This is a genomic window from Streptomyces sp. NPDC006012 (genome assembly GCF_042871185.1).
Lineage (GTDB): Bacteria > Actinomycetota > Actinomycetes > Streptomycetales > Streptomycetaceae > Streptomyces.
Genome location: NZ_JBIAIE010000001.1, coordinates 133,012 through 157,907, shown reverse-complemented (window position 1 = coordinate 157,907; position 24,896 = coordinate 133,012). Strand labels below are relative to the sequence as shown.

Annotated in this window: 27 protein-coding genes, 1 tRNA gene and 1 riboswitch; of the genes, 9 read left to right on the top strand and 19 right to left on the bottom strand. The window is 70.1% G+C overall.

All coding sequences use genetic code 11. The features are described 5' to 3' along the window. Window positions 1-635 precede the first annotated feature (635 nt). Window positions 636-1,973 (top strand): SGNH/GDSL hydrolase family protein, encoded by a 1,338-nt coding sequence (locus ACFYPJ_RS00690; protein ID WP_389008293.1) that lies wholly within the window; start codon window positions 636-638, stop codon window positions 1,971-1,973. Window positions 1,974-2,125: 152 nt separating this feature from the next. On the opposite strand, the gene ACFYPJ_RS00685 is transcribed toward ACFYPJ_RS00690, so the two are convergent. From ACFYPJ_RS00685 to ACFYPJ_RS00670, 4 genes are all read right to left on the bottom strand, one after another. After that, window positions 2,126-2,893 (bottom strand): DUF1707 domain-containing protein, encoded by a 768-nt coding sequence (locus ACFYPJ_RS00685; protein WP_389008290.1) that lies wholly within the window; start codon window positions 2,891-2,893, stop codon window positions 2,126-2,128. A gap of 214 nt (window positions 2,894-3,107) precedes the next feature. Beyond that, window positions 3,108-4,139 (bottom strand): ATP-binding cassette domain-containing protein, encoded by a 1,032-nt coding sequence (locus tag ACFYPJ_RS00680; RefSeq protein ID WP_389008287.1) that lies wholly within the window; start codon window positions 4,137-4,139, stop codon window positions 3,108-3,110. A gap of 192 nt (window positions 4,140-4,331) precedes the next feature. Beyond that, window positions 4,332-5,096: an ABC transporter permease gene (locus tag ACFYPJ_RS00675; RefSeq protein WP_389010042.1), complete on the bottom strand. Its 765-nt coding sequence runs from the start codon at window positions 5,094-5,096 to the stop codon at window positions 4,332-4,334. Window positions 5,097-5,145: 49 nt separating this feature from the next. Further along, window positions 5,146-5,946 (bottom strand): ABC transporter permease, encoded by an 801-nt coding sequence (locus ACFYPJ_RS00670; RefSeq protein WP_389008284.1) that lies wholly within the window; start codon window positions 5,944-5,946, stop codon window positions 5,146-5,148. Window positions 5,947-6,148: 202 nt separating this feature from the next. Here ACFYPJ_RS00670 and ACFYPJ_RS00665 point away from each other — a divergent pair, with 202 nt between their 5' ends. Beyond that, window positions 6,149-8,635, top strand: a complete 2,487-nt coding sequence (locus ACFYPJ_RS00665; RefSeq protein ID WP_389008281.1) for a transglycosylase domain-containing protein — start codon at window positions 6,149-6,151, stop codon at window positions 8,633-8,635. A gap of 41 nt (window positions 8,636-8,676) precedes the next feature. Here the strand turns inward: ACFYPJ_RS00665 and ACFYPJ_RS00660 are convergent, their stop codons facing one another. The 3 genes from ACFYPJ_RS00660 to ACFYPJ_RS00650 all read right to left on the bottom strand — a co-directional run bounded on the left by ACFYPJ_RS00660 (window position 8,677) and on the right by ACFYPJ_RS00650 (window position 9,988). Next, complete coding sequence (locus ACFYPJ_RS00660; RefSeq protein ID WP_389008278.1) at window positions 8,677-8,997, bottom strand: DMT family transporter; 321 nt, start codon at window positions 8,995-8,997, stop codon at window positions 8,677-8,679. 38 nt (window positions 8,998-9,035) lie between these two features. Further along, window positions 9,036-9,097, bottom strand: a riboswitch (guanidine-III (ykkC-III) riboswitch). 157 nt (window positions 9,098-9,254) lie between these two features. Beyond that, window positions 9,255-9,614, bottom strand: coding sequence for a GroES family chaperonin (locus ACFYPJ_RS00655; protein WP_389008275.1), 360 nt, complete (start codon window positions 9,612-9,614; stop codon window positions 9,255-9,257). Between the two features lie 44 nt (window positions 9,615-9,658). Beyond that, complete coding sequence (locus ACFYPJ_RS00650) at window positions 9,659-9,988, bottom strand: DUF3618 domain-containing protein (RefSeq protein WP_389008272.1); 330 nt, start codon at window positions 9,986-9,988, stop codon at window positions 9,659-9,661. A 93-nt stretch (window positions 9,989-10,081) separates the two neighbouring features. Here ACFYPJ_RS00650 and bcp point away from each other — a divergent pair, with 93 nt between their 5' ends. The 4 genes from bcp to ACFYPJ_RS00630 all read left to right on the top strand — a co-directional run bounded on the left by bcp (window position 10,082) and on the right by ACFYPJ_RS00630 (window position 12,097). Next, entirely contained in the window at window positions 10,082-10,549 is a 468-nt protein-coding gene (bcp, locus tag ACFYPJ_RS00645) for a thioredoxin-dependent thiol peroxidase (RefSeq protein WP_389008269.1), read from the top strand. Window positions 10,550-10,698: 149 nt separating this feature from the next. Then, complete coding sequence (locus tag ACFYPJ_RS00640; RefSeq protein WP_389008266.1) at window positions 10,699-11,352, top strand: HNH endonuclease signature motif containing protein; 654 nt, start codon at window positions 10,699-10,701, stop codon at window positions 11,350-11,352. Window positions 11,353-11,867: 515 nt separating this feature from the next. Further along, the gene (locus ACFYPJ_RS00635; RefSeq protein WP_389008263.1) at window positions 11,868-11,999 is read left to right on the top strand and encodes an HNH endonuclease; all 132 of its coding nucleotides are present in this window, start codon (window positions 11,868-11,870) and stop codon (window positions 11,997-11,999) included. A 25-nt stretch (window positions 12,000-12,024) separates the two neighbouring features. After that, window positions 12,025-12,097 (top strand) — tRNA-Leu (locus tag ACFYPJ_RS00630). 56 nt (window positions 12,098-12,153) lie between these two features. Here the strand turns inward: ACFYPJ_RS00630 and rdgB are convergent. The 5 genes from rdgB to ACFYPJ_RS00605 form a co-directional block, all read right to left on the bottom strand. Beyond that, window positions 12,154-12,756, bottom strand: a complete 603-nt coding sequence (gene rdgB / locus ACFYPJ_RS00625) for an RdgB/HAM1 family non-canonical purine NTP pyrophosphatase (RefSeq protein ID WP_389008260.1) — start codon at window positions 12,754-12,756, stop codon at window positions 12,154-12,156. Window positions 12,757-12,789: 33 nt separating this feature from the next. After that, window positions 12,790-13,662 (bottom strand): enoyl-CoA hydratase/isomerase family protein, encoded by an 873-nt coding sequence (locus ACFYPJ_RS00620; RefSeq protein WP_389008257.1) that lies wholly within the window; start codon window positions 13,660-13,662, stop codon window positions 12,790-12,792. Window positions 13,663-13,899: 237 nt separating this feature from the next. Next, the gene (locus tag ACFYPJ_RS00615) at window positions 13,900-14,307 is read right to left on the bottom strand and encodes a hypothetical protein (RefSeq protein ID WP_389008254.1); all 408 of its coding nucleotides are present in this window, start codon (window positions 14,305-14,307) and stop codon (window positions 13,900-13,902) included. A 124-nt stretch (window positions 14,308-14,431) separates the two neighbouring features. Beyond that, window positions 14,432-15,169, bottom strand: coding sequence for a ribonuclease PH (gene rph / locus ACFYPJ_RS00610; protein ID WP_389008251.1), 738 nt, complete (start codon window positions 15,167-15,169; stop codon window positions 14,432-14,434). A 337-nt stretch (window positions 15,170-15,506) separates the two neighbouring features. Next, complete coding sequence (locus ACFYPJ_RS00605) at window positions 15,507-15,740, bottom strand: glucose PTS transporter subunit EIIB (protein ID WP_376523848.1); 234 nt, start codon at window positions 15,738-15,740, stop codon at window positions 15,507-15,509. A gap of 184 nt (window positions 15,741-15,924) precedes the next feature. Between ACFYPJ_RS00605 and ACFYPJ_RS00600 the strand changes: the two genes are divergently transcribed. Both ACFYPJ_RS00600 and ACFYPJ_RS00595 read left to right on the top strand, forming a co-directional pair. Continuing rightward, entirely contained in the window at window positions 15,925-17,211 is a 1,287-nt protein-coding gene (locus tag ACFYPJ_RS00600; protein WP_389008248.1) for a PTS transporter subunit EIIC, read from the top strand. 156 nt (window positions 17,212-17,367) lie between these two features. Further along, window positions 17,368-18,618, top strand: coding sequence for a PTS transporter subunit EIIC (locus ACFYPJ_RS00595; RefSeq protein ID WP_389008245.1), 1,251 nt, complete (start codon window positions 17,368-17,370; stop codon window positions 18,616-18,618). A gap of 197 nt (window positions 18,619-18,815) precedes the next feature. Here the strand turns inward: ACFYPJ_RS00595 and ACFYPJ_RS00590 are convergent, their stop codons facing one another. Continuing rightward, complete coding sequence (locus ACFYPJ_RS00590; RefSeq protein WP_389008242.1) at window positions 18,816-19,568, bottom strand: MBL fold metallo-hydrolase; 753 nt, start codon at window positions 19,566-19,568, stop codon at window positions 18,816-18,818. Window positions 19,569-19,830: 262 nt separating this feature from the next. Here ACFYPJ_RS00590 and ACFYPJ_RS00585 point away from each other — a divergent pair, with 262 nt between their 5' ends. Then, complete coding sequence (locus ACFYPJ_RS00585; protein ID WP_389008239.1) at window positions 19,831-20,343, top strand: type II toxin-antitoxin system PemK/MazF family toxin; 513 nt, start codon at window positions 19,831-19,833, stop codon at window positions 20,341-20,343. Between the two features lie 86 nt (window positions 20,344-20,429). On the opposite strand, the gene ACFYPJ_RS00580 is transcribed toward ACFYPJ_RS00585, so the two are convergent. The 6 genes from ACFYPJ_RS00580 to ACFYPJ_RS00555 all read right to left on the bottom strand — a co-directional run bounded on the left by ACFYPJ_RS00580 (window position 20,430) and on the right by ACFYPJ_RS00555 (window position 24,640). Further along, on the bottom strand, window positions 20,430-20,969 hold the full coding sequence (locus ACFYPJ_RS00580) for a hypothetical protein (protein ID WP_389008237.1): 540 nt from the start codon (window positions 20,967-20,969) through the stop codon (window positions 20,430-20,432). 140 nt (window positions 20,970-21,109) lie between these two features. Continuing rightward, window positions 21,110-22,060 (bottom strand): PLP-dependent cysteine synthase family protein, encoded by a 951-nt coding sequence (locus ACFYPJ_RS00575; protein ID WP_389008234.1) that lies wholly within the window; start codon window positions 22,058-22,060, stop codon window positions 21,110-21,112. Window positions 22,061-22,075: 15 nt separating this feature from the next. Continuing rightward, window positions 22,076-22,363: a MoaD/ThiS family protein gene (locus tag ACFYPJ_RS00570; protein ID WP_389008232.1), complete on the bottom strand. Its 288-nt coding sequence runs from the start codon at window positions 22,361-22,363 to the stop codon at window positions 22,076-22,078. 109 nt (window positions 22,364-22,472) lie between these two features. Continuing rightward, window positions 22,473-22,568 (bottom strand): putative leader peptide, encoded by a 96-nt coding sequence (locus ACFYPJ_RS00565; protein ID WP_389008229.1) that lies wholly within the window; start codon window positions 22,566-22,568, stop codon window positions 22,473-22,475. Window positions 22,569-22,645: 77 nt separating this feature from the next. Continuing rightward, window positions 22,646-23,068 (bottom strand): Mov34/MPN/PAD-1 family protein, encoded by a 423-nt coding sequence (locus ACFYPJ_RS00560; RefSeq protein ID WP_389008226.1) that lies wholly within the window; start codon window positions 23,066-23,068, stop codon window positions 22,646-22,648. 153 nt (window positions 23,069-23,221) lie between these two features. Beyond that, window positions 23,222-24,640 carry an amino acid permease gene (locus ACFYPJ_RS00555; RefSeq protein WP_389008223.1) on the bottom strand — a complete coding sequence of 473 codons (1,419 nt, stop codon included), beginning with the start codon at window positions 24,638-24,640 and terminating at the stop codon, window positions 23,222-23,224. Window positions 24,641-24,896: the final 256 nt, after the last annotated feature.

Here is a 24,896-nt window from a genome sequence, read left to right as displayed (position 1 = left end):
GGTAGGTGCGCTGCGCGGCGGACTCGGGCGCCACCTTGCCCGCCGTCCGTCCCGTCGCTGGCTGTCCCGTCGTCGGCTGTCCCGTCGCTGGCTGTTCGGTTGTCGGCTGTTCCGTCGCGGTGCCCGTCTCGGCCGGGCCCGCCGCTGTGCCTGTCTCGGCCGGGCCCCCCGCAGGGCCCGTCTTCCCCGGGCCGGACGGAAGTGCCCGCTCCCCCGCGCTCGCCGGGTCGGACGTCAGCGGGCGCTCGTCCGTGCTCGCCGGGTCGGACGTCCGCGGCCGCTCGTCCGCGCGCGCCGGACCCGACGCTCGCGCCCGGTCGGACCCCCCGGCGTCGTCCGACGCTCGCGCCCGGTCAGCCGTACGTGCCTGCTCAGACGTACCGGTTTGGTCCGATGTGCGCGCCGCGGTACCTTCTTGCGCGCCGTCCTCCGTGCCGTCCATTCGCTCCACCCGTTCGGTGATCCCGCACACATTGTCCCTTCCTGACCGACTCCTGGAACGGAACAAGAGTTCCCGTCGTCCGTCTGCGCGGGGGTTTGGACAGGGTCCTGTCAGATCACCCCGGTCCATGACACATCATGGGCTCATCGGACCGGAGCCCAGGGCTCCCTTCGCCGAGGAGAACACCACAAGCATGACCAGGCGTCCTGGACACGTCCTGCTCAGCGCCGTCATCGCGCTGGTCGTGGGGCTGTCCGCCGCCCTCTGGGCCGGCGTCGCCGTCGACGACGGCCTGCCCCGTACCGTCGTCGCCTCGCACCGTCCCTACCACGGCCCCACGGCCGCCGCCCCCGCCTCCGCGGGCACCTGGGTGGGCACCTGGTCCGCGGCGCCCGCGGGCGCCGAGCCAGGTACGGAGATGCTGGGCATGGCGGGCCTCTCGGTGCGCAACGTGGTGCACACCAGCGTGAGTGGCACCAGCGCCCGGATCACGCTGTCCAACCTCTACGGCCGGTCGGCGCTGATCCTCTCGCACGCGTCGCTCGCGGTCGCCGCCGCCGACGGCAGTGCGGCCGCCGCGGCGGGGACGATGCGGCAGCTCACCTTCGGCGGCGGCACCGGAGTGGTCATCCCGCCGGGCGGGCAGGTGCTGAGCGACGCCGTACGGCTGGCCGTCCCGCGCGACGCGGACATCCTGGTCACCACCTACTCCCCCAGCGCGTCGGGCCCGGTCACCTACCATCCGCAGGCGCGGCAGCTCTCCTACCTCGCGCAGGGCGATCGCACCGAGGACCCGACGGCCGCCCCCTACACCGGGCAGACCTCGGCCTGGCGCTACCTGACGGCCGTGGACGTGCTGAGCAACGAGTCCGACGGGACGGTCGTCGTCCTCGGCGACTCGCTCACCGACGGGGTCACCGCCACCGAGAGCGCCGATCACCGCTGGACCGACTTCCTCGCGCGACGGCTGCGCGCCGCCGTCCGGAACGGCGGCGACGTGCCCCGCTACAGCGTCGTCAACGAGGGCATCAGCGGGAACCAGCTCCTGGCCGGCGGATACGGCCGGCCCCCTGACAACCAGAGCGGGCTCGACCGCTTCGAGCGGGACGTCCTCGGCCGTACGAACGTCAAGGTCGTCGTCATCGGCCTCGGCGTCAACGACATCCTCCGCAACCCGCGACTCGCCGACCCCGGCAAGATCGTCGACGGGCTCAGTGCCCTGGTCCGCCGGGCCCACGCCCGCGGCCTCAAGGCCGTCGGCGCCACCCTGATGCCCTTCGCCGGCCACCGGGGGTCGACCCCCGCCCGTGAACTGGTCCGCCAGAAGGTCAACGCCCGGATCCGGGCGGGCGGCGTCTTCGACGCGGTGGTCGACTTCGACGCCGCGCTGCGGAACCCGGCAGACCCGAGCCGGCTCCGCCCGGAGTACGACTCGGGCGACCATCTGCATCCCGACGACCGGGGCTACCGGGCGATGGCCGAGACCTTCGACCTGCGGGATCTCAAGGGCGCGCGCCAGGCGGCGCTGTAGCCGCCCGCCCGCCCGGCCGGCCGGGCACAGCGACAGCCGACAGCCGACAGCCGACAGCCGACAGCCGACAGCCGACAGCCGACAGCCGACAGCCGACAGCGGAAACGACGAGGGCAACGACAGCGGCGAGTACAGCCGCCGGAACCCGGTCCTCAGTGCTCCCCGTGGCGGCGCCGCTCCCGGTCGTCCCGGTAGTAGTGGTGGCCGTGCCCGCCGCGCCCGCCCTCGGGCAGTTCGCGCCGCTCCGCGCGCCGGTCCAGCCGCTGCTGCCGGCGCTCCTCCTTCAGCCGCTGCCGCTCCGCACGGGTGACCTTGCGCTCCACGCCGACACCGCCCCAGAAGGCGAAGCCGGTCACGATCACGCGCGGGCCGCCGGGGTCACCGAGTACGCCCTCCTCCCGGTGGTCGAAGCCGCCCATGATGCCGATGCCGCGCACCACGACCTCCACCCCGGGCCCCACGACGACCTGCATACCGCCCATGATCGCAATGCAGTTGATCACGACCTCGCGGTCCGCGAAGTCCGCCTCCCGCAGATCGATCTCACCGCCGCCCCAGAAGGCGAAGCTGTTGAAGCGGCGCGGCACGGTCCAGCGGCCCTTGCGCTGGAACCCGGACATCACGGCGACCGCCCAGGACGAGGAGCCCTCGCCGCCCACGATCCGGCCCGTCCAACTCCCGTCCGGTGCCGCCTCCTTGCGCATGGAGACCGCGGGCGTCGGCGCCACCGCGCCGCTCACGGGCAGGTCCTGGGTGATCGGGGCCAGTTCTCCGTACGTACGCGCCTTGTAGGCGGCGTCGAGCCGTTCGCCGAACTCCTCCATGTCGAGCCGCCCTTCCGCGAGGGCGTCCCGCAGAATCTCGGCGACTCGCTCACGGTCGGCGTCGGAGGCACGCAGCTCCGGGGCTTCGTCGGTCATACCGAGCAGCCTACGAGTTCTGCCCGGCCCAGTGCTACGAGACGACCGCGCCGCACCCACGAGACGGCTCACGGCCCCGGCCCCGGGCCCGACCAGCGACCGGCGACCAGCGACCAGCGACCAGCGACCAGCGACCAGCGACCAGCGACCAGCCAACGAGCAACGCCGTCGGTCGATTCGCGTCCGACGAGCCGACCGGGTCACGAACTGGTGGCTACGAGACCGCTCCCTGCGTCTCCCCGGCGTACATCCTGGCGATCACCTGCTCGATGTCCGGTTCCCGCACCGACAGGTCCGCCAGCGGGTAGGCCGCGGCGATCCGCGCCACCAGCGGCGCCGCCGACTCGGACGCCGGGAAGGCCAGCCACTGCCGCGGCCCCTCCACCTTGGTCACCCGGGCCCCGGGCACCTCGATCGGCTGGACCTCCCGCTCCAGGTCCACCACCAGGGTCCGCTCGCCCTGCGCCACCTCGTGCAGCCCGGTGAGCGGGCCGTCGTAGACCAGCCGCCCGTGGTCGATGACCATCACCCGGGAACACAGTTGCTCGATGTCCTGGAGGTCGTGCGTGGTCAGCAGCACGGTCGTGCCCCGGTCGGCGTTGAGCGAGCGCAGGAATTCACGCACCTTGGCCTTGGAGACGACGTCGAGGCCGATCGTCGGTTCGTCGAGGTAGAGCACCTCGGGGTCGTGCAGCAGCGCCGCCGCGATGTCGCCGCGCATCCGCTGGCCGAGCGAGAGCTGACGCACCGGTACGTCCAGCAGGTCGGCCAGTTCCAGGAGTTCGACGCAGCGGTCGAGGTTCTCGCGGTAACGCCGGTCGGGGATGCGGTACATCCGGTGCACCAGCCGGTAGGAGTCGATCAGCGGCAGGTCCCACCACAGCGTCGTACGCTGTCCGAACACCACCCCGATGCGCTGCGCGAGCCGCCTGCGCTCGCGCGAGGGGTCGATGCCCGCCACCCGCAGCCGCCCGCCGCTCGGCGTCAGGATGCCGGTGAGCATCTTGATCGTGGTCGACTTTCCGGCGCCGTTCGGGCCGATGTAGCCGACCATCTCGCCGCGCGCCACAGTGAAGGAGATCGAGTCGACCGCCCGCACCTGGCGCCGCTCCCGCCGCAGGAAACCGGTCTTCCTGCGGACGTCGAAGACCTTCTCCACACCGTCCAACTCGATGAAAGGGACACGGTCGACGGGGTCCACGGACTGATCCCGGACCACGGGATCAACGGGATCAACGGGGTCCATGGGGTCCATGGGGCCGGCTGGATCCATAGGATCCTTGGGGCCCGCGGAACGATCCCGGTCGCCGCCGTCGACGGAAACGCTCTCCCGGGCGGAAGGGCCCCCCTCGCCGGAAAGCCCCTGCCCGACATGCTCGGCGGAGCGGCCCCGGCCCGCGGACCGGTCCCCTCCGGTGAAGTCGCCGTCCGTCACGCGCTAACTCCCTGTACTCCGGTAGGAACGAAGCCCCGCCCGCCACGCGAGACCGGCCAGCGCACAGCAGGCCACCGCCACCAGCGGCGACGCGAACGCGGTCCACCCCGGCAGGCCGAGCGGATACGGCCGGCCCAGCAGCCGGCTCGCCGGTACCCAGTTGACGAAGGCCAGCGGCAGCATGAACGTCACCCCGCGCACGAAGTCCTTCCCGAACACGCTCGGCGGGTACTGCAACAGCGTGGTGCCGCCGTAGGTGAACGCGTTCTGCACCTCGGCCGCGTCCTGCACCAGGAACTGGAAGGCGGCGCCCGCCACGAACACCGCGCAGAAGATGGCCGCACCGCTGACCAGCATCACCGGCACCAGCAGCACCTTCCCCACGGTCCAGTCGACGTGCACGGCGGCCAGCGCGTAGCCCAGCACCAGCGCGCCCTGGGTGATCCGGCCCAGCCGGCGCGGCGCGAAGCGGTCCGCGCCGACCTGGGCGAGCACCGGAGCGGGCCGTACCAGCAAGGTGTCGACGGAACCGTCACGGATCCGGGCGCCCAGCGCGTCCATCGAGCCGAGCACCAGATCCGCCGTGCCGAACGCCGTCGCGGACAGGCCGTACAACAGCGCGACCTCCGGCAGCGACCAGCCGCCCAACGTGTCGACCTGCGAGAACATCAGCAGGATCGTGACGACGTCCAGCCCGGTCACCAACAGGTTGCCGGCCAGCGTCAGGGCGAAGGACGCGCGGTAGGCCATCGTCGACCGGATCCACATCCCGGCGATCAGCCGGTAGGCCCGCAGCCCGTCCAGGGCACGGCTGGGCTCACCCACCGTGCACCACCACCCGCCGCGTCGCCGCCGACTGCATCAGCCGCCCCGCCGCCAGCAGCGCCACCGCCCACGCCGCCTGGAACGCGAAGGCGCCCAGCGGGTCGGCCTCCCCCATCAGCACGTCCGCCGGCATCTGCAACTGCGCCGCCCACGGCAGGGCCCTCACCACGTCGCCGAACGCGCCCGGGAAGACATTGAGCGGCAGTGTCATCCCGCTGCAGAAGACCCCCGTGACCATCATGACCTGCGACACCCCCATGCCGTCCAGGAACCAGAACACGCACAGCGCCGCGAGATAGCGGATGCCGAAGCTGACGACCATCGCCAGCACCAGGGCGACCAGGAACGCCGCCCAGGAGACGGCGTCACGCGGCAGCGCCATCGGGAAGAACAGCGCACCGAAGACGAACGGGATCACGCCCCGCCCCAGCAACTGGAACAGCGACCGCCCCAAGTCGTTCGCCAGCCACCACAGTTGCAGGTCGGCCGGCCGGTACAGGTCGATGGCGATCGCGCCCGTGCGGATCCGCTCCATCAGGTCCTTCTCGACGCCGCCGCCCTGGAGGGCGAGGGTCGCGTACAGGCACTGCCCGAGCCACACATAGGTCACGGCCTGTGCCTGGTCGTAGCCGCCCAGGTGCGGTCTCTCGTCCCACAGGGCCAGATAGGTGTACACGAGAATGATCCCGAAACAGGTGTTGGTGAACACCCCGGCCGCGGTGGCCGCCCGATACGTCGCGTATCGCCGGAAACCGCCGGCCGCGACGGCCGCATACAACCGTCCCGCGCCCACTCCCACCGACCTCCCGGACCGCCCGACACCGAACGCAGGAGCCTAATGGGCGGCGATGTGGCGGACCACGCATTTTTCCCCGCGGAAGCGTGCCGGAATCCGGGAACGGAACGCCAGGTGCGAGAGTCTTCAACAGGGGGCGCAGAAGGCGTTACGAGGGCGTACGGAAACGTACGACGCGAATCAGGAGTCCGTGTTCGAGATGAGCGACGATCCGCAGCCGCAGCAGCCGACCGACGGCTGGGCACCGGGAGAACTGCAGGGGGCGCCCGACGCGGGGGGCAAAAGGCCGGGGCGCACCGGCTGGCGCCGCCTCCTGCCGACCTGGCGCATGGTCCTCGGCACGTCCGTCATCGGCGTACTCCTGGTCATCGGGCTGTTCTTCCTCGGCTACTCCCTGGTGAAGATCCCCTCGGCGAACGCCCTCGCCATCAAGCAGAGCAACGTCTTCCTCTACGCCGACGGCAGCCAACTGGCCCGCGACGGCGAGGTCAACCGGGAGAGCACCACCCTCGCCCAGATCTCCAAGGACGCCCAGCACGCCGTACTCGCCGCCGAGGACCGCGACTTCTACAGCGAATCCGCCATCGACCCCAAGGCGATGCTCCGCGCCGGCTGGAACACCGCCACCGGCAAGGGCAAGCAGTCCGGCTCGACGATCACCCAGCAGTACGTGAAGAACTACTACCTGGCGCAGGAACAGACCGTCACCCGCAAGGTGAAGGAGTTCTTCATCGCGATCAAGCTCGACCGCACGGAGTCCAAGGACCAGATCCTGGAGGGCTACCTCAACACCAGCTACTTCGGCCGCAACGCGTACGGCATCCAGGCCGCCGCGCAGGCGTACTACGGCGTGGACGCCAAGGACCTCGACCCGGCCCGCGCCGCCTACCTCGCCGCACTGGTCAACGCACCCAGCGAGTACGACGTCGTCGCCCGCCCCGAGAACAAGGCCAAGGCCGTGGACCGCTGGAACTACGTCCTCGACGGCATGGTCAAGAAGCACTGGCTCAGCCGGTCGGAACGGGCCGGACTGAAGTTCCCGATGCCGAAGGAACAGACGACGTCCACCGGACTGTCCGGACAGCGTGGCTACCTCGTCGAGGCGGTCAAGCACTACCTCACCACCAACGACATCGTCAGCGCCGACGAACTGGCCGCGGGCGGCTACCGCATCACCACCACCCTGCAGAAGGACAAGCAGAACGCCCTCGTCAAAGCGGTCGACGACCAGCTGATGTCCAAGCTGGACAAGAAGAACCGCAAGGTCGACACCTACGTCCGCGCGGGCGGCGCCTCCGTCGACCCCAAGACCGGCAAGGTCGTCGCGATGTACGGCGGCATCGACTACGTCAAGCAGTACACCAACGGCGCCACCCGCGGTGACTTCCAGGTCGGCTCCACCTTCAAACCGTTCGTGTTCACCTCGGCGGTGGAGAACGGCTCGTCCACCCAGGACGGCCAGCCCATCGACCCGAACACCTACTACGACGGCACCGACAAACGGCCCGTCCAGGGCTGGAGCGGCGGCCCCTACGCCCCCGAGAACGAGGACAACGTCTCCTACGGCGACATCACCGTGCGCACCGCCACCGACAAGTCCGTCAACGCGGTGTACGCACAGATGGCCGTCGACGTCGGCCCGCAGAAGGTCAAACAGACCGCGATCGACCTCGGCATCCCCTCCGACACCACGGACCTGCAGCCCTACCCGTCCATCGCGCTCGGCACGGCCAACGCCAGCGTGCTGAACATGGCCGAGGCGTACGCCACCCTCGCCAACCACGGCGAACGCCCCACCTTCAGCCTGGTCGCCAAGATCACCAAGGCCGGCACCGAGAACGTCGAGCTGCCCGACCGGCAGACCGAGCAGGCCGTCAGCCGCGAGGCCGCCGACACCACCACGTCGATCCTGCAGAGCGTCGTCGACAACGGCACCGCCACCGCGGCCAAGGCCGCCGGCCGCCCCGCCGCGGGCAAGACCGGCACCGCCGAGAGGGACACCGCCGCCTGGTTCGCCGGCTTCACCCCCGACCTCTCCACGGTCATCGCCGTCATGGGCCAGGACCCGGAGACGGCCAAGCACATGCCGCTCTACGGTGCTCTCGGCCTCGCCCGCATCAACGGCGGCGGCCCGTCCGCCGAGATCTGGGCCCAGTACACCCGCAATGCCCTCAAGGACGAGCCGGCCGCCGACTTCCACCTCCGGCTGGAACCGGGCGCCGACCGCACCCTGCCGCCCAGCGCCCCCTCCTCGTCCCAGCCCGGCACCGGCTTTCCGAGCGACGGCAGCACCACCGGCACGACGGGCACCACCGGCACCGACGGCACCGGCGGCCAGGGCGACCCGGGCCGGACACAGGGCCAGACCGGCGGCGGCCAGGACTCCGGCGGCGGCAGCCCCACCGGCGGCGGCACGGACGCCGGGACCGGCACCGGCGGCACCGGCACGGGCGGCACCACGACCGACGGCGGCACCGATGCCGGAACCGGCACGGGCGGCACGGGCGGCACCGGCAGCACGGGCAGCTCGGACGGCGCCGGATCGGGCGGCGGCGCCCCCGGTGGCACGGCCGACGGCGGCACGGCCGACGGCGGCACCGCGTCCGGCGGCGCCCCCGGCGACCCGGGCAGCAGCGGCACCACCGGCACGATGGGACCGATGTCCGCGTTCACCCGGAGACAGTGAGACGGCGACCCGCACCGCGCGGGCCGGGCATCCGGCCGCGGTCAGTGACCTGACGTCGCCTTCAGACCCACCACGGCGACCAGCAGCAGACAGACGAAGAAGATCCGGGCGGCGGTGACGGGCTCACCCAGCACCACCATGCCGAGCACCGCCGCCCCGGCCGCCCCGATGCCCACCCACACGCCGTAGGCGGTACCGATGGGCAGGGTCTTCGCGGCGTAGGAGAGCAGCACCATGCTGGCGACGATGCCGGCACCGGTGAACACACTGGGCACCGGCCGGGTGAAACCGTCGGTGTACTTCATACCGATCGACCAGCCCACTTCGAGCAGACCGGCGACGACGAGCAGAACCCAGGCCATGACGGGCACCTCCGGGACATACGCACTGACTGGACGGGGGTGCGTCGTCTTTGCCTGCGTCCCGGTACGGCGCGTCTCGTCGGGCTCCCTCAAAGCTAGCAAAACAAACGGCCGGAGGGACCGGTGACGAAGGCCACCGGCCCCTCCGGCCGTCGAATCACAGACTTCACAGACTTCACCGCCAGCACTGACATGCACTGACATGTACCGACTTGCACTGGTCGTGCTGGTCGTGCTGGTCGTGCTGACGGACCTCGCTACAGGTACAGGCCGGTGGAGTCCTCCGAGCCCTCGAACCGGTCCGCGGCCACCGCGTGCAGATCACGCTCGCGCATCAGCACGTACGCGACACCCCGCACCTCGACCTCGGCCCGGTCCTCCGGGTCGTACAGGACCCGGTCGCCCGGCTCCACGGTCCGGACGTTCTGCCCGACCGCGACGACCTCGGCCCAGGCCAGCCGACGGCCCACGGCCGCGGTGGCGGGAATCAGGATGCCGCCGCCCGAACGCCGCTCGCCCTCGCTGGTGTCCTGCCGCACGAGGACGCGGTCGTGCAGCATCCGGATGGGCAGCTTGTCGTGCTGGGAGCTGCTGTGCTCGTTACTTTTGGCGCTCACGCCTTCGAACCTACCTGCCTTCGACGTGCCCGGAGGAGTCCGGGTCAGCCCTTGCGGCGCCGGGACCCGAGGGTGACCAGCCCCACCACCCCGACGGCGAGCAGCGCAACGGGCACGATGCGCTCCATCCGCGGCGCCCCCTCCTCGTCGACGAACTGCGCCCTGACGTCACTGATCACCCGGTTGACCTGCACATAAGCTCGTCCCAGGGTGTGGTCGACATTGGCGACGACCTTGGCCTTGGCATCCCCGACGACGGTCTTCGGATGCACCCGCACCCCGATCTCGTCGAGCGTCTCGGCCAGCACTTCACGGCGGCGCCTGATGTCCGCCTCGATCTGCGCCGGGGTTCTGGTGTCCGACGTGTCCGCCACCGTACGGCCTCCGAAGTCTGCTGGTGCTGTTTCGGACAGTCTGTCAGCTTCCCGGGCCGCCGCACTGCCAGGACCCCCCGTTACGCTAGACCGATGAGCGAGCGACTCCAGCCCGGGGACGTGGCCCCCGCCTTCACCCTCCCCGACGCCGACGGCAACGAGGTGTCCTTGTCGGACCACAAGGGCCGCAAGGTCATCGTGTACTTCTACCCGGCGGCCCTCACCCCCGGCTGCACCAAGCAGGCGTGCGACTTCACCGACAACCTGGACGTGCTGGCCGGCGCGGGGTACGACGTGATCGGCATCTCCCCCGACAAGCCGGAGAAACTGGCGAAGTTCCGCGAGAAGGAGTCCCTGAAGGTCACCCTCCTCGCCGACCCCGACAAGCAGGTCCTGGAGGAGTACGGCGCCTTCGGCGAGAAGAAGCTGTACGGCAAGACGGTGGTCGGCGTCATCCGCTCCACGGTGATCGTCGACGAGCAGGGCAAGGTGGAACGGGCCCTGTACAACGTCAAGGCCACCGGCCACGTCGCCAAGATCATCAAGGACCTGGGCGTCTGACCCCCACGACCGCACCTCGCACCGACAGCCCGCACCGGGAAACCCACCCAGCCACGGGCCGTTCCGCTGCCCGCACGTGACCATCCGACCATCACTTCGTTACTCCGTACGGGCCACGAACGCGTGGCCGAGAGCGAAGGGGGATCGGTGTGGGGGACAGTGCTTACAGCAGGGAGCGGCTGGAGGCCGCGGTTCAGGGGGCACGGACACTGTCGGGGGCCCTGGAGCGACTGGGGGTGGATTCACGGAGCTCCACCAGGAACTACCTGAGGGAGCGGATGCGGAAGCTGGGGATCGACACGTCGCACTTCGAGAAGGAGGGAGTCAAATGGACCCGGGAGATCCTTCAGGCGGCGGTGGCGGCTTCGACGACCATGAGTGAGGTGCTGCGCCGGCTCGGCCTTGACATGGTCGGCGGGCATCACACCCACATCAGCCGCCGGATCAAGGCGTACGGCATCGACACCTCGCACTTCCGGGTATCGGCACGGAAGGGAGAGGGGAGCCGCCGTCGGGCACCGGAGGGGTTGCTGGTGAAGCAGCCAGCCGCCACGGCCCGGCGGATGCAGAGCAGCCGTCTCAAGCGGGCCATGCTGGAGCGCGGTCTCGACGAACACTGCGCCATGTGCGGCGTGGCGCCGGTCTGGCTGGGCGAACCGCTGCCGCTTGAGGTCGACCACATCGACGGTGACTGGCGCAACAACGAGATCCAGAACCTGCGGCTGCTCTGCCCCAACTGCCACTCGACGACGGACAATTACCGTGGCCGTGGCAGCCGGTCCGTCAGGGACGGCGCCTCGTGAGTGAAGTCGGGCGGTACACCCGAGAGCGGCTGATGCAGGCTGCCGAGCAATGCTCCGATGTCGACGAGGTCATCGCCCACCTCGGCACCCGGCCCTATCCGAGCCTCCGCCGGCACATCCTGAAGCGATTCGCGGACTTCGACATCGACGTCTCGCATTTCCCCGCCAGCGGCAGACTCCCCCGTCCCACATCCAGCGAGTTGCATGACGCAGTGGCCGAGTCGGCTTCCCTCGCGGAGGTGCTTCGCCGCCTGGGCCGCCCGGACAACAGCGGGCAACGCATCGGCCTCAGGAAGTTGATCGCGCAAGAGTGCCTCTCCACCGCCCACTTCGTGGGACAGGGACACCGGAGAGGGCAGCGAGCCGCAAACAGACGGTCCCCCTCGGAGGTCCTGGTCCGACGCGCTGCCGGGCCGCGGACGGCGACCTCGCGGCTACGCCGTGCGCTCCGTGCGGTCGGCGTCCCAGAACGGTGCGCCGGGTGCGGGGTGGGCCCTCAGTGGCTGGGGCGCCCCATGACGCTGGAGATCGATCATGTGAACGGCGACTGGAGGGACAACCGGCGCGAGAACCTGCGGCTGCTCTGCCCGAACTGCCACGCGATCACCAGCACCTGGTGCAGAGGGGGCGGACGGCGGAAGGCGTAGCCCAGTAAAGTAGGCCCCGTCGCAGGCGCCCGTACGCCAACGGCCGAGCGGCGATCTTTAGGTGGTCGTGTTTGTCGGTTCGAATCCGACCGGGCGCACAGGCAAAAGGGGCCCCGCACCTTGCATTCAAAGGTGCGGGGCGTTTTTCATGCCCTCAGCCCAACAACTCCCGCACCACCGGTACCAACGCCCGGAACGCCTTCCCCCGGTGGCTGATGGCGTTCTTCTCGGCCGGGGTGAGTTCGGCGCAGGTGCGGGTGTCGTCGTCCGGCTGGAGGATCGGGTCGTAGCCGAAGCCGTTGGTGCCCGCGGGGGTGTGGCGGAGGGTGCCCCGCAGTTGGCCCTCGACCACCGCTTCGCGGCCGTCGGGCAGGGCCAGGGCCGCCGCGCAGGCGAAGTGCGCGGCGCGGTGTTCGTCGGAGATGTCGGCGAGTTGGGCGAGCAGCAGGTCCAGGTTGGCCTTGTCGTCGCCGTGGCGTCCGGCCCAGCGGGCGGAGAAGATGCCGGGGGCGCCGTTCATGACGTCGACGCACAGGCCCGAGTCGTCGGCGACGGCGGGCAGGCCGGTTGCCCGGGCGAGGGCGTGTGCCTTCAGCAGGGCGTTCTCGGCGAAGGTGACGCCGGTCTCCTTGACGTCGGGGATGTCGGGGTAGGCGTCCGCGCCCACGAGTTCGTGGGGCAGGCCCGCGTCGGCGAGGATCGAGCGCAGCTCGGTGATCTTTCCGGTGTTGCGGGTGGCGAGGATCAGGCGGGTCATGCGCGCCAGTATCCCCCGCTGCCGGCCGGCGGTTTACGGGAGCTGTGCGACGCGGTCCAGTGACGCCTCCAGGTCGAGTTCGTTTTCGCGGCTTTGCATCCCGCTCTCGACGGCCGTGCGCGCCCGCTCGACCACCGCGTCCGGGGCCGGGTAGACGGCACCCAGCACCTTGCTCTCCTCGGTGAAGCCGGCCAGCAGGTCCCCGCCGGTGGCTGCCGCCGCGCCGACCGCGGCCTTCGTCGCGGCGATCTGTTCCGGCCGCAGTGCCGCAATGCGTCGGGCGAGGTCGTCCACGAATGCGTCGAGTTCCTCGGCCGGCAGGGCGCGGTTGATCCAGCCGTAGCGTTCGGCCGTCTCGGCGTCGAACAGGTTCCCGCCGAGGATCGCTTCCAGCGCGCGGGCCCGGCCCACCAGGGGCGGCAGCAACTGGGTTCCGCCGCCTCCGGGGATGATGCCGATCCGGGTCTCGACCTGGGACAGCCAGGTCCGTCCGCGGGCGGCGAAGCGCATGTCCAGGGCCATGGCCAGCTCGTTGCCGCCGCCCCGCAGCCGGCCGGACAGTTTGCCGATCGTCACCTGCGGCAGCAGGCGCAGCCGCAGCATCAGCTTCTGCATCGGGTTGATCAGCGACTCGTCGCCGCCGCTGCCGGCGCCCGGGTTGGCCAGCCCGCCGAACGCGGCCGGGTCCAGCATGAAGCCGAAGTCGACGTGCGCAGCGAAGAACTCCGGGTCGGCGCTGTCCAGCACGATCACGCGGACCTGCTCGTCGTCGGCCACGGCACCGACGAAGTCGTGCAGTTCGTTGACGAGCGTGGTGTCCAGCATGTTGACCGGGGCGTTGTCGATGGTGACTCGGGCCACGCCCGTGTCGACCGTCACCCGCAGGGTCTTGTAGTCGTACAGCATCTCTTCCTTCTCCCATGATTCGCCCGGGGCCTTGCTCGTCCGGCCCGCACATCGGTCACTCTAAAAGCTGACGTTGACGTCAGGGGCAAGGTCGTGTGACGCGCATCACGTCGGTAGCTCCGGCGGCGACGCGAGGACGGGTCGTCCGCGGTCGCGTCGGTGGGCGCCCTACCGTCGCCGTCAAGGGAGTCATCTGCGCCGTCCGGATTTCCTGTACGCCGGCCACTCACACAAGGTTTACGGGGTGCAGACCTTGGTCAGTTCGCCCGCGGCGTCGGTGACCGGTCCGACGTCGGGGGTGGCGTCGCCGTTCTTGATCGCTGTGCGGATGTTGCCGACGGCTGTGCCGAGGTTGTCGACGGCTTTGTTGACGTCGGCGTCGTCGGTGGTGTCGCCGATCTTGTCGAGGTTCTTCTCGATGGCGTCGAGGGATTCGGCGGCCTGGGTGGGGTCGTCGGCGGCGTTCTCCACTGCCTGCTGGAGTCGGGTGACGCTGTCGGCGATGGAGTCGGCGGTGCGGACGCAGTCGAGGGCCCTGTCGACGCTGTCGCATCCGGTGAGGAGGCCGGTGGTGAGTGCGACGCCGGCCGTCACGGCGGCGACGGCGGTGATACGGGTTCGACGGCGGCGTCGACTCGCGGCCATGGCTGGGTTCCTCCCCGGTTCAGGCTGGCGGGGCGCAGACCTGTGTGTCGTGCGCCCGTATTCATGGGGACGCCGGGGAGGCCGGTGGGGTTGCCGCGGCGGGGACTTCTGTTTGGCGTTCCCTTTACTTTTCGAGGGTGGCTTCGAGTGCCGTGTGCTGGAGGGCGGCGAGGTCGGTGCAGCCGGTGACCGCGAGGTCGAGGAGGGCGTCGAGTTCGTCGCGGGCGAAGGGTTCGGCTTCGGCGGTGCCCTGGACCTCGACGAAGCGGCCGTCGCCGGTGCAGACGACGTTCATGTCGGTTTCGGCTCGGACGTCCTCTTCGTAGCAGAGGTCGAGGAGCGGGATGCCGCCGACGATGCCGACGGAGACGGCGCTCACGGTGCCGGTGAGCGGCCTGCGGCCGGGGCGGATGAGTTTCTTGCCCTGGGCCCAGGTGACGGCGTCGGCGAGGGCGACGTACGCGCCGGTGATGGCGGCGGTGCGGGTGCCGCCGTCGGCCTGGAGGACGTCGCAGTCGAGGACGATGGTGTTCTCGCCGAGGGCTTTGTAGTCGATGACGGCGCGCAGGGACCGGCCGATGAGCCGGGAGATCTCGTGGGTGCGTCCGCCGATCTTGCCTTTGACGGATTCGCGGTCGCCGCGGGTGTTGGTGGCGCGGGGCAGCATGGCGTATTCGGCGGTGACCCAGCCTTCGCCGCTCCCCTTGCGCCAGCGGGGGACGCCTTCGGTGACGGATGCGGTGCAGAGGACCTTGGTGTCGCCGAAGGAGACGAGGACGGAGCCTTCGGCGTGCTTGCTCCAGCCGCGTTCGATAGTGACCGGGCGGAGTTGTTCTGGGGTGCGGCCGTCGATTCGAGACATGGGGTGGAGCCTAGTGCCTGGGCGGGTGGGGTCCGGCCGGATGTGGGGCGGCTGGGGAGGGTGCCTGTGGGGGTTGGGGGGCGGTCCCCGTCCGGGCGTGGGAAGTCGGCTGTGCGGGGGCGGGGAATGCTTGTCGGGTACCGGGGCGTGCGGTGCCCGTCGGGTGCCGGAGCGGGCAATGCCCGTCGGATGCCGGGGCGTTCGATGCCCGTCGGATGTGCGTGTACCGGCCTTGTTTCTCGCTGCGGGGTTCGGCGGGGACGCGTGAGGGGCCCGGCCGCTGGGACGTGTTGTCGGTGTCCGCTGGGCGGGGCCCCTTACGGGTGGGCTGTGTGGCTCACATCATGTCTTCGATCTCCGACGCGATGGGGTCGGCGTCCGTGCCGATGACGACCTGGATGGCGGTGCCCATCTTGACGACGCCGTGGGCGCCGGCGGCTTTCAGGGCGGCTTCGTCGACCTTGGAGGGGTCGGTGACCTCGGTGCGCAGGCGGGTGATGCAGCCCTCGATCTCCTCGATGTTGTCGATGCCGCCGAGTCCGGCGACGATCTTCTCTGCCTTGCTGGCCATGTTCCGTCTCCCTGGTCTGAACCGCTTTGTCGCAGTAACCCACAGTTGGCCCAGCTTCGCGAGCGTCCTTGTCGTACGTATCGAAGGATGGCGTTCACGGCAGCGGAACCGTCCGAAACTGGTCTACACCACTCGGGAGACGGTCGCCAAGCCCGCTTGTGAGCCGAGCGGCCCGGAGGACGCCATGAGCGCCGACAGCACGGTGGTTCCCGCCCGCGCGCGCTGGAACAGTCTGTTTCAGGGGTTGCAGAAGATGGGGCGCAGTCTGCAGCTTCCCATCGCGGTGCTGCCGGCGGCGGGCATCCTCAACCGGCTGGGCCAGCCTGATGTGTTCGGCGCGCGGGGGCTGGGCTGGACGGCCGCGTCGAAGGTGATGGCGGGGGCGGGCGGTGCGCTGCTCGACGGTTCGCTGGGGCTGCCGCTGCTGTTCTGTGTCGGGGTGGCGATCGGGATGGCGAAGAAGGCGGACGGTTCGACGGCGCTGGCCGCGGTGGCGGGTTTCCTCGTCTACTACAACGTGCTGCACCAGTTCCCGCAGGGCTGTGCGGCGGGTGCGCGGGCGGTGGCGGCCGGGTGTCAGGCGCGGGACGGGACGGTGTCGGCCTTCACGTATCAGAACCCGGGGGTTTTCGGGGGCATCGTGATGGGGCTGCTGGCGGCGTTCTTCTGGGCGCGGTTGCATCGCACGCGTCTGGTGGACTGGCTGGGCTTCTTCAACGGGCGCCGGCTGGTGCCGATCGTCATGGCGTTCGTGGCGATCGTGTTCGCGGCGCTGTGTCTGTGGGTCTGGCCGCCGGTCGGTGCCGCGCTGGAGGGTTTCAGTGCGTGGATGCGGGGTCTGGGGGCGTGGGGTGCGGGGGTTTTCGGGGTGGCGAACCGGGCGCTGCTGGTGGTGGGCCTGCATCAGTTCCTGAACGTGCCCATCTGGTTCCAGTTCGGCAGTTACACGGCGTCGGACGGCACGGTGGTGCACGGTGACATCAACATGTTCCTGGCGGGTGATCCGCACGCGGGTCTGTTCACGTCGGGTTTCTTCCCGATCATGATGTTCGCGCTGCCTGCCGCGGCGCTGGCCATCACGCACTGCGCGCGGCCGGACCGCCGTGCCGAGGTGGGCGGTCTGATGCTGTCGGTGGGGCTCACGTCGTTCGTGACGGGCATCACCGAGCCGATCGAGTACTCCTTCATGTTCGTGGCGCCGTTGTTGTATGGGGTGCATGCGGTGCTGACGGGGGTGTCGATGGCGGTGACGTGGGGGCTGGGGGTGCACGACGGTTTCAGTTTCTCGGCGGGGCTGATCGATTACGTCATCAACTGGGGTCTGGCGACGAAGCCGTGGCTGATCGTGCCGATCGGGCTGTGTTTCGCCGTCGTCTATTACGTGGTGTTCCGTTTCGCGATCGTGCGGTTCGGTCTGCGGACGCCGGGTCGGGAGCCGGCGGAGGAGGTCGAGGACGTCGCCGAGGCGTGATCGGCACGGTGTCGGCGGGGGCTTCGGCGGCGTCACCAAAGTGTGACCGAAACCCGGCACCGTGCTGTGGAAATGGCCATTCCGTGGGCGCCCTCCACCGTGTTACAACAGGTCTACACCACTGAGTGGTGTAGACCACCACCCGATGGAGGACGCATGAGCACCGCCACCGCGACGGCGGCCCCCGCAAAGAGGCGGGGATCCGGCCTGTTCCAGGGCCTGCAGAAGGTCGGCCGCAGCCTGCAGCTCCCGATCGCCGTGCTGCCGGCGGCGGGGATCATGGTCCGGCTGGGTCAGCCCGACATCTTCGGCAAGGACGGTCTCGGCTGGGACAAGGTCGCCGCTGTCTTCTCCAACGCGGGCGGTGCACTGACCGGCGCCCTGCCCATCCTGTTCTGCGTGGGCGTCGCCATCGGGTTCGCCAAGAAGGCGGACGGTTCGACCGCGCTCGCCGCGGTGGTCGGCTTCCTCGTCTACAGCAAGGTCCTCCAGGCGTTCCCGGTCGCCGACGAGGTGATCCAGAAGGGCAAGGACACCCCGGCCGTCTACAACGATCCCGGGGTGCTCGGCGGCATCATCATGGGTCTGCTCGCCGCCGTGCTGTGGCAGCGCTTCCACCGGACCAAGCTCGTCGACTGGCTGGGCTTCTTCAACGGCCGCCGGCTCGTGCCGATCATCATGGCCTTCGTCGGCCTGGTGATGGGCGTCTTCTTCGGCCTGGTCTGGAAGCCGGTCGGTGAGGGCATCTCGAACTTCGGCGAGTGGCTGACCGGTCTCGGCTCGGGCGGCGCGGCCCTGTTCGGTGCCGTGAACCGCGCGCTGATCCCGGTCGGCATGCACCAGTTCGTCAACACGGTGGCCTGGTTCCAGCTCGGCGACTTCAAGAACGCGGCCGGCGACGTCGTGCACGGCGACATCACCCGGTTCCTGGCCGGTGACCCGTCCGCCGGTCTGTTCCAGTCCGGGTTCTTCCCGATCATGATGTTCGGCCTGCCGGCCGCCGCGCTCGCCATCGCGCACTGCGCCCGCCCCGAACGCCGCAAGGCCGTGCTGGGCATGATGGTCTCCCTCGCGCTGACCTCGTTCGTCACCGGTGTCACCGAGCCGATCGAGTTCTCCTTCATGTTCGTCGCGCCGGTCCTGTACGTGCTGCACGCGGTGCTGACCGCGGCGTCGATGGCGGTGACCTGGGGCCTGGGCGTGCACGACGGCTTCAACTTCTCCGCCGGCTTCATCGACTACGCGCTGAACTGGCATCTGGCGACCAGGCCATGGCTGATCATCCCGATCGGTCTGGTCTTCGCGGCCATCTATTACGTGACCTTCCGCTTCGCGATCGTCAAGTTCGATCTGAAGACCCCGGGCCGCGAGCCCGAGGAGGAGGTCGAGGACCTCACCAAGGCGTGAGTCCAGCCCGGCACGACGAAGGCTCCCGCAACCCAGCAAGATCGTCCCGCCCAAAGCCCACGGTCCTCGCAACTCCCACAGATCACGGGTGTTGCGAGGACCGTTAGAACCCAAGCCGATGCTCGGTTCCGGGGCCTTCCGGTGTGCGCGCACGGGCCTGAACCCCGTGCGAACCGGGTCCGCTGGCTCTCGTACGTCTAGATCTCGTACGTCGCCCTGGGTGCCGCCAGTTCCACCGGGCCGTCGAAGACGGCGCGCGCGTCCGCCAGGCTGATCTGGGGGTCGGTCCACGGGGGGATGTGGGTGAGGACCAGGCGCCGGGCACCCGCGCGGGTGGCGCTCTCGCCCGCCTCGCGGCCGTTGAGGTGCAGGTCGGGGATGTCCTCCTTGCCGTAGGTGAACGCGGCCTCGCACAGGAAGAGGTCGGTGTCCCGGGCCAGCTCGTCGAGGGCCGTGGTGACGCCCGTGTCCCCGGAGTACGTCAGCGACTTCCCGCCATGTTCGACCCGGATGGCATACGCCTCCACGGGGTGCCGCACCCGCTCGACGTGCACCGTGAACGGGCCGATCTCGAACGTGGACGGCTTGATCGTGTGGAAGTCGAAGACCTCGCTCATGGAGGAGGCGGTGGGGGTGTCGGCGTAGGCGGTGGTCAGGCGCTGCTCCGTGCCCTCGGGTCCGTAGACGGGGATCGGGGCGGCGCGTCCGCCGTCGTGCCGGTAGTAGCGCGCCACGAAGTAGGCGCACATGTCGATGCAGTGGTCGGCGTGCAGATGGCTGAGGAAGATCGCGTCGAGGTCGTAGAGACCGCAGTGGCGCTGCAACTCGCCGAGGGCGCCGTTGCCCAGGTCGAGGAGCAGCCGGAAGCCGTCGGCCTCCACGAGGTAGCTCGAACAGGCCGAGTCCGCGGACGGAAACGACCCCGAGCAGCCGACGACGGTGAGCTTCATGAAGCAGAAACCTCCGTTGGCGGTGAATCCGGCTGGACCGAACCGGAAGGAACGGTCCACTGGGGGCGAAATGGGTTTCAGAAAAAGGCAGACAGGGGTCGTGCGGTCCGTCGAGCGTAAAGCGCGAAAGCCTGGGTCGCTCCTTTGCCAGGGGGGTTGTGGGCGAACTCACCTGTGGTGTCACCGGTTCGGCTGGACCGGGGGCGCGGGCGATGCGGTAGAGGGCGCGCGGGGGGTTGCACGCGCCGGTACCGTCAAGCCTATGGACACGTCCTGGTGGCTGGCGCTCGCGGCGGTGGTGCTGCTCGCGCTGATCGCCACGCTCGTCGACGGCTGGGGACGCGGCAGCCGGCCGCCCCGGCGCAGGACGCCGTCACTGGGATACGACGAGGGTCCCCGGGCGGGCGCCACCCGGCCGCGGCCGGGTGACATCTGGTGGGCGAGCGTGCCGCACGCGCAGGGGTCGGCGGCCGAAGCGGCTCCGCGCGGCGCCTCGGGCAGGGCGGCGGCGCGGGACGGGCGGGCGGAGGACCGGCCCTGTCTGGTGCTCGCGGTGCACGGCAAGCGGGCCACGGTCGCGGAGATCACCAGCAGGTACCGCGACGAACAGGCCGGGGTGATCCCGCTCCCGCCGGGTTCCGTAGGCGACGCGCAGGGCCGGCAGAGCTTCCTGGAGACGGACGAGCTGCGCCAGGTGCCGGTGTGGGACTTCCGGCGCCGGGTGGGCGTGGTCGATCCGGTGCTGTGGGACCAGGTGCGGCACCTGGCGACCTGAGCGGGGCCGCATCGCCGCAGCGGCGGGCCCGGCCCCGGTTCGACAGCGGGCCCCTCCCCACTTCAGCGGGCAGGCCCGGCCCCGGTTCAGCGGACCCGTACCGTGACCGTCCAGCTCTGCAGGCCCTGGCAGGTGACCTGGCCGGGGCTGCCCTGGGCGCACAGCGGGCGGTACGAGGTGAGCCGGGCGGTGCCGGCGGCGACGGCTTCGTAGGCGGCGAGCGCGTGGCCCGGCCGGACGACGATCCCCGCGTTGACGGCCTTGAGCGCGTTGCCGGTGGCGGTGAGCGGCTGCCAGGGGCGGTCCGCGGTGCCGTCCAGGTCGATCCGTACCACCGCGCCCCGTGTGAGGCACAGGCTGTGGCCGTCGTCGGCGACGGTCAGTTCGGCCTGGGTCACACAGTCGCCGGAGGGCGTGCCCGGCTTGGACGGGGTGCCTGATGCGGAAGGGGTCGACGGGGCCGACGGTGCGGACGGGTTCGACGACGGGGTGCCGCTGCCCGTGCTGTGCCCGCCGCCCGCGCTGTCCCCCGTGCCCGGGCCGCCGCCCGCCCCGCCACAGCCGGCGAGCAGCACCACGGCCGCCGCGGCGGCGAGCGTCGTGCGGTGGATCGTCGTACGGCGCATGGGGCGACCGCCTTTCCGCCAGGGGTGTCGGACCGGGTACGGATGTGACGTTCCACCGGGCCGTCCGGATCCGTTGCGGACCCCCGCCGGTTCCACCGGCCGGGGTCCGCCACTCGGCGGTCGAAGGGCTGGGGCGGGCGCTACGCCCAGAGCTGGCCGTGCAGGGCCGCGATGGCTTCCTCGGTGGTGGCCGCCGTGTAGACGCCGGTGGAGAGGTACTTCCAGCCGCCGTCGGCCACGATGAAGACGATGTCGGCGCTCTCCCCGGCCCGCACCGCCTTGCGGCCGACGCCGAGCGCGGCGTGCAGCGCGGCGCCTGTGGAGACGCCGGCGAAGATGCCCTCCTGCTGGAGGAGTTCCCGGGTGCGGGTGACCGCGTCGGCCGAGCCGACCGAGAAGCGGGTGGTGAGCACGGAGGCGTCGTACAGCTCCGGTACGAAGCCCTCGTCGAGGTTGCGCAGGCCGTACACGAGGTCGTCGTAGCGGGGCTCGGCGGCGACGATCTGCACGTCCGGCTTGTGCTCGCGCAGGTAGCGGCCGACGCCCATGAGGGTGCCGGTGGTGCCGAGGCCGGCGACGAAGTGGGTGACCGAGGGGAGGTCGGTGAGGATCTCCGGGCCGGTGGTGGCGTAGTGGGCGCCGGCGTTGTCCGGGTTGCCGTACTGGTAGAGCATCACCCAGTCCGGGTGCTCGGCGGCGAGTTCCCTGGCGACGCGCACGGCGGTGTTGGAGCCGCCCGCGGCCGGCGAGGGGATGATCTCCGCGCCCCACATGCCGAGCAGGTCACGGCGTTCCTGGGAGGTGTTCTCGGGCATCACGCACACCATGCGGTAGCCCTTGAGCTTGGCCGCCATGGCCAGGGAGATGCCGGTGTTGCCGGAGGTGGGCTCCAGGATGGTGCAGCCCGGGGTGAGCCGGCCGTCCTTCTCCGCCTGCTCGACCATGTGCAGCGCGGGGCGGTCCTTGACCGAGCCGGTCGGGTTGCGGTCCTCCAGCTTGGCCCAGATGCGGACGTCGGCGGACGGCGAGAGGCGCGGCAGGCACACCAGCGGGGTGTTGCCCACCGCGGCGAGCGGGGAGTCGTAGCGCATGTGGATCAGGGCCTGTCAGGACATCCCGCCGGCCACGGCCGGCAGGATGGTCACGACGTCGCCGTCGGACAGCTTGGTGTCGATGCCGTCGACGAACCGGACGTCCTCGTCGTTCAGGTAGACGTTGACGAAGCGGCGCAGCTGACCGTCCTTCGTCTCGTCGATGAGGCGGGCCTGGATGCCCGTGTGCCGGGCTTCGAGGTCGGCGAACAGCGCGGCGACGGTGTCGCCGTTGCCCTCCACCGCCTTCTGGCCGTCGGTGTACTGGCGGAGGATGGTGGGGATGCGGACCTCGATGGCCATGGTTGCGGGCTCCTGTCGGAAGAATCGGATCGGGCGCACAGTGGGTCCCCCGGCTTTCGGCACGTGGGGGGAGCGCCGCGGCTCACGGCCGCACGGCGGCACGGAAACGTCAACAGATGGCGCTGTTCAGCCTGCACAGATCGACGTGCAGCCGCGCCACGAGCAGCCTGCCCGGCGCTTTCTCGCTCACGTCGTGGAGAACCATGGGTACATCGTATCGATTCCCGATCCGCCTCCCGGAATGGGATCTCGCATGGTGGATGAATTCCGACCGAACCGCGGTCAGTACGCCGCCACGACCTTGACCTCCTCCTCGGTGACCTCGCCGTCGAGGATCCGGAAGGAGCGGAACTGGAACTCGCCGAGGCCGTCGGTGTCGGCGGTGGAGACCAGGACGTAGTGGGCGCCGGGCTCGTTCGCGTAGCCGATGTCGGTGCGGGACGGGTACGCCTCGGTCGCGGTGTGGGAGTGGTAGATGATCACCGGCTCCTCGTCGCGGTCGTCCAGTTCGCGGTAGAGCTTCAGGAGGTCCTGCGAGTCGAACTCGTAGAACGTGGGCGAGCGGGCGGCGTTGAGCATCGGGACGAAGCGCTCGGGGCGGTCGGAGCCCGCCGGACCCGCGACCACTCCGCACGCCTCGTCCGGGTGGTCCGCACGGGCGTGGGCGACGATCCGGTCGTACAGGTCCTGGGTGATGGTCAGCATGCGGGCAAGGATAAGCAGTGGGGCCGCTCCGTACCGAGGGACGGTACGGAGCGGCCCACATGGCGGACGTCCAGAGCGGCTGCCGCGGTGCTCGCCGTATCTGGCGTGCTGCGGCCGGACGTCCTCGGCGGTGCTGTTCTCGGTGGGCTGGTCTCAGCCCACCTGCTCCAGCGCCGGTTCACTGCGGTCGGTGGCCCCGGCATTGCGCTTCTTCAGGTACAGCCAGCCGATGCCGAGCACGACCGCCCAGCCCGCCATCACGTACAGGCAGATCCGGGAGTCGGCGTCGTACGCGATCAGGCCGGTGACGAAGAGGAGGAAGACGATGGCGATCCAGCTGCACACCGATCCGCCCGGCGCCGGGAAGGAGGACGCGGGCAGCCGGCCCGCGACGACCTCACGGCGGTAGCGGACGTGGCTGATCAGGATCATCAGCCAGGTCCAGATGCCGGCCGCGGTGGCGACGGAGGTGACGTAGCCGAACGCCTTCTCCGGGACGAGGTAGTTGAGGACCACGCCGATGCACATGAAGCCGACGGAGATCGTGATGGCCAGCGCGGGGGTCTTTGAAGCCGACAGCCGGCCGAACACCTTGGGGGCCTCGCCGTTGTCCGCGAGGGTGCGCAGCATGCGGCCCGTGGAGTACATGCCGGAGTTGCAGGACGACAGGGCCGCGGTGAGCACGACGAAGTTGACGATGCCCGCGCCGGCCGGGATGCCGATGACGGCGAACGCCTTCACGAACGGGCTGACGCCTTCGGCGAATTCGGTCCACTTGACCACGCACAGGATGACGGTGAGGGCACCGACGTAGAACAGCGCGATCCGCCAGGGCAGGGTGTTGATGGCCTTCGGGAGGGTCTTCTCCGGGTTCTCCGACTCGCCCGCGGTGACGCCGACCAGTTCCACGGCGAGGTAGGCGAACATCACGCCCTGCAGGGTCATCAGGGAGGAGCCGATGCCCTTGGGGAAGAAGCCGTCGAACTGCCAGAGGTTGGAGACCGTGGCGGTGTCACCGGCGGCGCTGAAGCCGAAGGTGAGCACGCCGAGACCGATCACGATCATGCCGATCAGCGCGGTGACCTTGACCATCGAGAACCAGAACTCGATCTCGCCGAACAGCTTCACCGAGATCAGGTTGGCCACGAACAGGATCACCAGGAAGACCAGGGCCGTCAGCCATTGCGGTACGGACGGGAACCAGTAGTGGACGTAGATCGCGGCGGCCGTCAGCTCGGCCATGCCGGTCACCACCCACATCAGCCAGTACGTCCAGCCGGTGAAGTAACCGAAGAACGGGCCGAGGAACTCCCGGGAGTATTCGGCGAAGGATCCCGAGACGGGCCGGTAGAGCAGCAGCTCGCCCAGCGCCCGCATGATGAAGAAGATGATGCCGCCGGAGATGGCGTACATCAGGATGAGGCTGGGTCCGGCCTTGGCGATGTTCGCCCCGGCTCCCAGGAACAGACCGACGCCGATGGCGCCGCCGATCGCGATCATCTGCACCTGGCGACTGCCGAGCCCGCGCTCGTAGCCCTCTTCTGGCGCCTCGGTGACCTGCGATGGGGTCATGTGCGGTGTCCCTTTCTCCACGCCGGTCCGGGGCCCTTCGGTCGGCCTCAGCCCGGTTTCGGTCCCCCCACGACTGATGGAGCTGGCCTGGCCGGTAGCCGACCGACCGGGCCACCACCCGGCGGGACACGGTTGCTGTCCGCCTGGCGGTCGTGAAGATTTACCACGACCGCCCCGGCCATGACACCGGTGCACTGTGACGCACCACACAGGAAAAATGGGATAAACGGCAAACAATCCTGTCAAAATAGCTCAC

Bases quoted from the DNA above. Each gene is read 5' to 3' on its own strand.
- ACFYPJ_RS00690 (WP_389008293.1), top strand. From the start codon at position 636: ATGACCAGGCGTCCTGGACACGTCCTGCTCAGCGCCGTCATCGCGCTG.
- ACFYPJ_RS00685 (WP_389008290.1), bottom strand. From the start codon at position 2,893: ATGACCGACGAAGCCCCGGAGCTGCGTGCCTCCGACGCCGACCGTGAG.
- ACFYPJ_RS00680 (WP_389008287.1), bottom strand. From the start codon at position 4,139: ATGGACCCCGTTGATCCCGTTGATCCCGTGGTCCGGGATCAGTCCGTG.
- ACFYPJ_RS00675 (WP_389010042.1), bottom strand. From the start codon at position 5,096: ATGTGGATCCGGTCGACGATGGCCTACCGCGCGTCCTTCGCCCTGACG.
- ACFYPJ_RS00665 (WP_389008281.1), top strand. From the start codon at position 6,149: ATGAGCGACGATCCGCAGCCGCAGCAGCCGACCGACGGCTGGGCACCG.
- ACFYPJ_RS00660 (WP_389008278.1), bottom strand. From the start codon at position 8,997: ATGGCCTGGGTTCTGCTCGTCGTCGCCGGTCTGCTCGAAGTGGGCTGG.
- bcp (WP_389008269.1), top strand. From the start codon at position 10,082: ATGAGCGAGCGACTCCAGCCCGGGGACGTGGCCCCCGCCTTCACCCTC.
- ACFYPJ_RS00635 (WP_389008263.1), top strand. From the start codon at position 11,868: ATGACGCTGGAGATCGATCATGTGAACGGCGACTGGAGGGACAACCGG.
- rdgB (WP_389008260.1), bottom strand. From the start codon at position 12,756: ATGACCCGCCTGATCCTCGCCACCCGCAACACCGGAAAGATCACCGAG.
- ACFYPJ_RS00620 (WP_389008257.1), bottom strand. From the start codon at position 13,662: ATGCTGTACGACTACAAGACCCTGCGGGTGACGGTCGACACGGGCGTG.
- ACFYPJ_RS00615 (WP_389008254.1), bottom strand. From the start codon at position 14,307: ATGGCCGCGAGTCGACGCCGCCGTCGAACCCGTATCACCGCCGTCGCC.
- rph (WP_389008251.1), bottom strand. From the start codon at position 15,169: ATGTCTCGAATCGACGGCCGCACCCCAGAACAACTCCGCCCGGTCACT.
- ACFYPJ_RS00605 (WP_376523848.1), bottom strand. From the start codon at position 15,740: ATGGCCAGCAAGGCAGAGAAGATCGTCGCCGGACTCGGCGGCATCGAC.
- ACFYPJ_RS00600 (WP_389008248.1), top strand. From the start codon at position 15,925: ATGAGCGCCGACAGCACGGTGGTTCCCGCCCGCGCGCGCTGGAACAGT.
- ACFYPJ_RS00595 (WP_389008245.1), top strand. From the start codon at position 17,368: ATGAGCACCGCCACCGCGACGGCGGCCCCCGCAAAGAGGCGGGGATCC.
- ACFYPJ_RS00590 (WP_389008242.1), bottom strand. From the start codon at position 19,568: ATGAAGCTCACCGTCGTCGGCTGCTCGGGGTCGTTTCCGTCCGCGGAC.
- ACFYPJ_RS00585 (WP_389008239.1), top strand. From the start codon at position 19,831: ATGGACACGTCCTGGTGGCTGGCGCTCGCGGCGGTGGTGCTGCTCGCG.
- ACFYPJ_RS00580 (WP_389008237.1), bottom strand. From the start codon at position 20,969: ATGCGCCGTACGACGATCCACCGCACGACGCTCGCCGCCGCGGCGGCC.
- ACFYPJ_RS00575 (WP_389008234.1), bottom strand. From the start codon at position 22,060: ATGCGCTACGACTCCCCGCTCGCCGCGGTGGGCAACACCCCGCTGGTG.
- ACFYPJ_RS00570 (WP_389008232.1), bottom strand. From the start codon at position 22,363: ATGGCCATCGAGGTCCGCATCCCCACCATCCTCCGCCAGTACACCGAC.
- ACFYPJ_RS00565 (WP_389008229.1), bottom strand. From the start codon at position 22,568: ATGGTTCTCCACGACGTGAGCGAGAAAGCGCCGGGCAGGCTGCTCGTG.
- ACFYPJ_RS00560 (WP_389008226.1), bottom strand. From the start codon at position 23,068: ATGCTGACCATCACCCAGGACCTGTACGACCGGATCGTCGCCCACGCC.
- ACFYPJ_RS00555 (WP_389008223.1), bottom strand. From the start codon at position 24,640: ATGACCCCATCGCAGGTCACCGAGGCGCCAGAAGAGGGCTACGAGCGC.